Here is a 4,907-nt window from a genome sequence, read left to right as displayed (position 1 = left end):
GAAAACTTATGAATAAAGCAGGCTAAATTAAATCGACATTATATGAAACAACCAAAGACTACAAACGACTACATTGCGCGTGAAGAAAAATACGGCGCACACAATTACCATCCGCTTCCGGTTGTTCTGGAAAAGGGTGAAGGCATTTTTGTCTGGGATGTTGAAGGGCGTCGCTATTTTGATTTCCTGTCAGCCTATTCTGCTCTTAATCAGGGGCATTGTCATCCGAGAATTATCAAAGCACTCAACCAGCAAGCTTCGAAACTCACACTCACTTCCAGGGCTTTCTACAATAATGTCCTGGGAGAGTTTGAAGAGTATATCACACAATATTTCGGATACGACAAGGTACTGATGATGAATACCGGTGCCGAAGCGGATGAAACAGCCCTTAAACTTTGTCGCAAGTGGGGATACAAGAAAAAAGGAATCCCCGAAAACCAGGCAAAGATTATCGTCTGTGAAGGCAATTTTCACGGACGAACCATAACTATTGTAAGTATGTCTACTGATCCGGACAGTTATGGAGGATACGGACCCTTCACCCCGGGTTTTGTTACCATACCGTATAATGACACGGATGCTCTGGAAAAAGAGCTAAAAGATCCCAATGTTGCGGGATTTCTGGTTGAGCCCATACAGGGAGAAGCAGGTGTTTATGTTCCCGATGATGGTTTCCTGAAAAGGGCCTACGATCTCTGTAAAGCCAACAATGTTTTGTTTATGGCCGACGAAGTACAGACCGGAATAGGAAGAACCGGTAAAATGCTTGCCTGCGATCATGAAGACGTTCATCCGGATGTCCTTATTCTTGGCAAGGCTGTTTCGGGTGGTGTTTATCCGGTATCTGCAGTCCTGGCCGACGACGACATAATGCTGGTGATCCGTCCCGGCGAACATGGATCAACTTACGGTGGCAACCCTCTTGCCTGCAAAGTGGCCATGGAGGCCCTACAGGTTGTAAAAGACGAAAAGCTGGAAGAAAATGCCGAACGTCTGGGTAAAATTTTCCGTGAAGAGATGAAAAAGATCAATTCGGAGATGATAGAAACGGTGCGGGGAAAAGGGCTGCTCAATGCCATAGTGATTCGTCCCAAAAACGGAAAAGAAGCATGGGATGTGTGTGTGGCCATGAAGGAAAACGGTCTGATTGCCAAGCCTACTCATCAGCATATCATCCGGTTTGCGCCGCCGCTTATCATCAACGAGGAGCAATTAAGAGAAGCCATAGAAATTATCAAGAAAACCATTCTTGAGATGAGCTGAGAAAAACAATCATCAGAAAAAAAGCTGCAACCGATTAATAAATAATCCGTTGCAGCTTTTTTGTGCCCAGAACAGGACTCGAACCTGCACGTCCAAAAGGACACTAGTCCCTGAAACTAGCGCGTCTACCAATTCCGCCATCTGGGCCAGTATTTTCAGGTGTTGCCGTTTCGCTCAACAGCGGTGCAAATATAGAAACTTAATTTTTTTCGACAACAATAATCAGGCATTTTTTTCGTGGCTGCGCAGGCATTAATCCTGCCCCTAATCATTCCCGCGTTTCGTTTGGATTACAACAACCCCGTTAGCACCGCGGCTTCCGTATATAGAGGCACCGGAATCTTTTAATACATCAATGCTTTTCACATCGGACGGGTTGATGCTGCTAATATCGCTTACCACAACACCATCGACAACGTAAAGCGCACAACTTGAGAGATTAATAGAACTGATTCCACGAATAATGACTTCATTTCCCTGTATCTGGACTCCGGCAAAACGACCTCTTATCAATTCAAATATATCCCTGTATTGAGAGAAATCGGCTTGCTCACTGTCCAGGTGAGAAACTGAATGCAACAATTCGTCTTCTTCAACATAGCCATACCCGACAGCCAACTCCTTATTTTCAGGCGTATTAATGAATTCCACATTTACGTATACGGTGTCCGGTGTACGGTTGTTAATTTTCATTCTTTCATTACGAAACACCTTACCTTTAAAAAGCAAAACGTCTTTAGGATAGGTGACAATAGTAAACCATCCGGCGGAATCGGTTATTGCACCGGTTTCGCCCTTTTTGGCCTCTATTTCAAAGTTGGCTACCGGAAGATCATTCAACGTCAGAACCTGTCCGGTAACAACTCTGTTCTGTGAATGAACTGGTGCGACTGCAAAAGTTGTCACAAATACGACGAATAAAATAAATTTGGTTCTCATAAGTGATAAACAGTTAGATTTAAAAAATCTGCCAGCCGGCAGTATGCTTTATATGACAATTGATCGTTAGACTTTTAAATATTGGATAAAATATAATCCATATAGTATTGATATACTGCATTTTAATAAATAAATGCGGTCTAAAAAGCATTGTAAAAGTTTAACGGACTGTTAATATAACACAAATACATAAAATTTCGTCAGTAATTCATACGATATTTTAACTAATGCTTGTCTACAATAGTCAGTTAAAAAAAGCCTAAACGCAGAGACGCAATGACGCAAAGTTTTTATTATGAGAGAGTTGTGATTTGCATCATTGATTGTGTAAACAATTAATTACCAGATATTTGTAAAAGTTTAACGGAGTATTGTGTCTATAAACTCGCAAAATTTGTGCAATATGTGTGTCTGTTCAGAAAGTGCCAGTTGCAAGGCTTGCAAAGCCACCAAAAACGGAGTTTACTTTTCGTAAATGAGTATTTTGGCGGCAAGCATAACACAGCAACCACTGCTCAGCAAAGTCTGTTACTTCGTCGCTCAAACCGCTGTAATTTTCAACTACCAGATGAAAGCGATGCGATTGAACTTGTCGGATTTCCACCTAAAACGGCCAGATGGCCGCATAGGAACCCGTTATTTTTTTCTTTAAAGGTAAAAATATCTACACAATGTCCACAGGTCATCAAATCAAGGATCAAAACGGACTGTACTTCCTAACCTTTCAGGTGGTAAATCGGGCAGAAAAACGGTTTAAAAAGGTAGTCTGCAGACTACAGAAGTAAAACGACAAAGTCAGAGACTTCGCCGAGCGGAGGATCTTTTTGGGGTAATGCCAAAAAGAACAATGGAAAATAAATTTGAAACAGACTGCTGACTTTTTCAGCAGCCTCTGCAATTTTCCGTTAGACTTTCACGGATGTCTGGTAAGGTAAAGAGGCTGTCTAAAAAGTCGCCAATTGGAGATAATAAATACAATACTTGCTGATGCAAGCTTGTATTTCAAATAGTTACACAGGGATAACGGAGCTCATCACAGAGAGACACAGAGAAAAACTGACTTTTTGGACACCCTCTCTACCACTCATAATAAAAACTTTGCGTCATTGCGTCTCTGCGTTTAGGCTTTTTTTAACGAACTATTAGTTAATAAAATATGCTTGATTTTTTTCAGTCTTTCATTTAATTTTATCAATTCGAATCATTTTTTATTTTCACCTCAAAACATTACAAATATGTCAATCCTATCCAAAATTTTCAGTGGCAGTCTGTCAGGCGTGGTCGAAAGCGTTGGAGGCGTAATCGACAAATTTTCTCTCTCAAAAGAAGAGAAACAGCAATTTAAATTAGAGATGCAAAGTCTGCTCATGCAGAAGGAAAAAGAACTGGAGGAAACGTATCGCACCGAACTCGAATCCAGGGCCGATATCATTAAATCCGAGATGGCACAGGGCGATGCATTCACCAAAAGGGCACGCCCATCGATTATTTACGGCGGACTGCTCTTTATTTTTATTGTTCATGTTTTGGTGCCCGTCATTGCGCTTATAGCCGGCACACCATCCGGTAAAATACCCGAAATATCGCTTCCTGTCGAATTCTGGTGGGCATGGGGAACAGTTGTTGGTGTATATGGTGTGGGTCGTTCAGCAGAAAAAATGGGCGCTTCCAACAGAGCCACCCGTATAATAACGGGTTCGAATGCGGGCAAAATTGATAAATCCAAAATTGCTGAAGGATGATAACAATTAAGAAACATATTCTGAATACGGATGACAATACCATTCCGGTATCTTTCGATGCTTCTCCCAATCATTCCGATGCATTTTCAGACGGGTTGCCCGATACCATCGTGATGCACTATACGGCAGGGAGTTCTCTGGAATCATCTGTCAACTGGCTCAAAAATCCGGCTTCAAAAGCTTCGACACATTTAATCATCGGGAAAAAAGGTGAAATTGTTCAGCTGGTACCTTTCAATCTTAAAGCATGGCATGCAGGGATCAGCAAATGGAGAGGGCGCTCGGGATTAAACCGCTACAGCATTGGAATTGAAATGGATAATGCAGGTCTGCTGGTAAAACGTGCCGACGGTTATTACACAAATTTCGGTAAGCGCCTGGACAACAGTCTGGTCGTACTCGCTCGCCACAAATACGGCGACAAGGAGCAAGCATGGGAAGCTTTTACCGAAAAGCAAATCGAAACGGTTGAAACGCTCTGCCTTTTGCTGATAGAGAATTACCCCATCAAAGAAATTGTGGGACACGAAGATATATCACGAGGGCGTAAAACAGACCCCGGGCCGGCATTCCCGCTTCAAAAAATCATAAACAGAGTCCTTACCGGCCGCAAAGATGATGAATCATCAAATGATGGCAATGAAGAAAACAATGGAATCAATTATGGCGTTGTCTCGGCCGATTATTTAAACATCAGAAAGGAGCCATCGACAAATGGCCAGCTTGCTTCCGACCCGCTGCCCAGGGGCACAAAGCTCAAAATCATTGAAGAAAAAAACGGCTGGCTCCGTGTAAAGGTCGAGCTACAGGGATGGGTCAGCCAAAAGTGGGTAAAAGGAGTTTAAGCTGGTGAGCTGATGAGCTGATGAGCTGGTGAGCTGATGAGCTGATGAGCTGGTGAGCTGATGAGCTGATGAGCTGATGAGGGAATGAGGGAATGAGGGAATGAGAGAAAAGCCT

At 42.6% G+C, this 4,907-nt stretch carries 4 protein-coding genes and 1 tRNA gene; 3 read left to right on the top strand and 2 right to left on the bottom strand.

All coding sequences use genetic code 11. The annotated features are described in order from the left end of the window. Positions 1–42 precede the first annotated feature (42 nt). Positions 43–1,266 carry an ornithine--oxo-acid transaminase gene (gene rocD / locus OQ5_RS0100055; RefSeq protein WP_016775531.1) on the top strand — a complete coding sequence of 408 codons (1,224 nt, stop codon included), beginning with the start codon at positions 43–45 and terminating at the stop codon, positions 1,264–1,266. Between the two features lie 63 nt (positions 1,267–1,329). Here rocD and OQ5_RS0100050 read toward each other — a convergent pair. Both OQ5_RS0100050 and OQ5_RS0100045 read right to left on the bottom strand, forming a co-directional pair. Continuing rightward, a tRNA-Leu gene (locus OQ5_RS0100050) sits at positions 1,330–1,413 on the bottom strand. A 117-nt stretch (positions 1,414–1,530) separates the two neighbouring features. Beyond that, the gene (locus OQ5_RS0100045; protein ID WP_016775530.1) at positions 1,531–2,205 is read right to left on the bottom strand and encodes a TonB-dependent receptor plug domain-containing protein; all 675 of its coding nucleotides are present in this window, start codon (positions 2,203–2,205) and stop codon (positions 1,531–1,533) included. Between the two features lie 1,235 nt (positions 2,206–3,440). Here OQ5_RS0100045 and OQ5_RS0100040 point away from each other — a divergent pair. After that, positions 3,441–3,947 (top strand): holin family protein, encoded by a 507-nt coding sequence (locus OQ5_RS0100040; protein ID WP_016775529.1) that lies wholly within the window; start codon positions 3,441–3,443, stop codon positions 3,945–3,947. Then, positions 3,944–4,792, top strand: a complete 849-nt coding sequence (locus OQ5_RS0100035; protein ID WP_016775528.1) for an N-acetylmuramoyl-L-alanine amidase — start codon at positions 3,944–3,946, stop codon at positions 4,790–4,792. The genes OQ5_RS0100040 and OQ5_RS0100035 overlap by 4 nt, the downstream gene beginning before the upstream one ends. The last annotated feature ends 115 nt before the right edge of the window (positions 4,793–4,907 follow it).

The organism is Anaerophaga thermohalophila str. Valhall, from assembly GCF_000250735.1.
Classification (GTDB): domain Bacteria; phylum Bacteroidota; class Bacteroidia; order Bacteroidales; family Marinilabiliaceae; genus Anaerophaga; species Anaerophaga thermohalophila_A.
The sequence above is the reverse complement of the archived record's forward strand: the minus strand, read 5'-3'. Positions and strand labels throughout refer to the sequence as shown.

Bases quoted from the DNA above. Each gene is read 5' to 3' on its own strand.
- OQ5_RS0100035 (WP_016775528.1), top strand. From the start codon at position 3,944: ATGATAACAATTAAGAAACATATTCTGAATACGGATGACAATACCATT.
- OQ5_RS0100040 (WP_016775529.1), top strand. From the start codon at position 3,441: ATGTCAATCCTATCCAAAATTTTCAGTGGCAGTCTGTCAGGCGTGGTC.
- rocD (WP_016775531.1), top strand. From the start codon at position 43: ATGAAACAACCAAAGACTACAAACGACTACATTGCGCGTGAAGAAAAA.
- OQ5_RS0100045 (WP_016775530.1), bottom strand. From the start codon at position 2,205: ATGAGAACCAAATTTATTTTATTCGTCGTATTTGTGACAACTTTTGCA.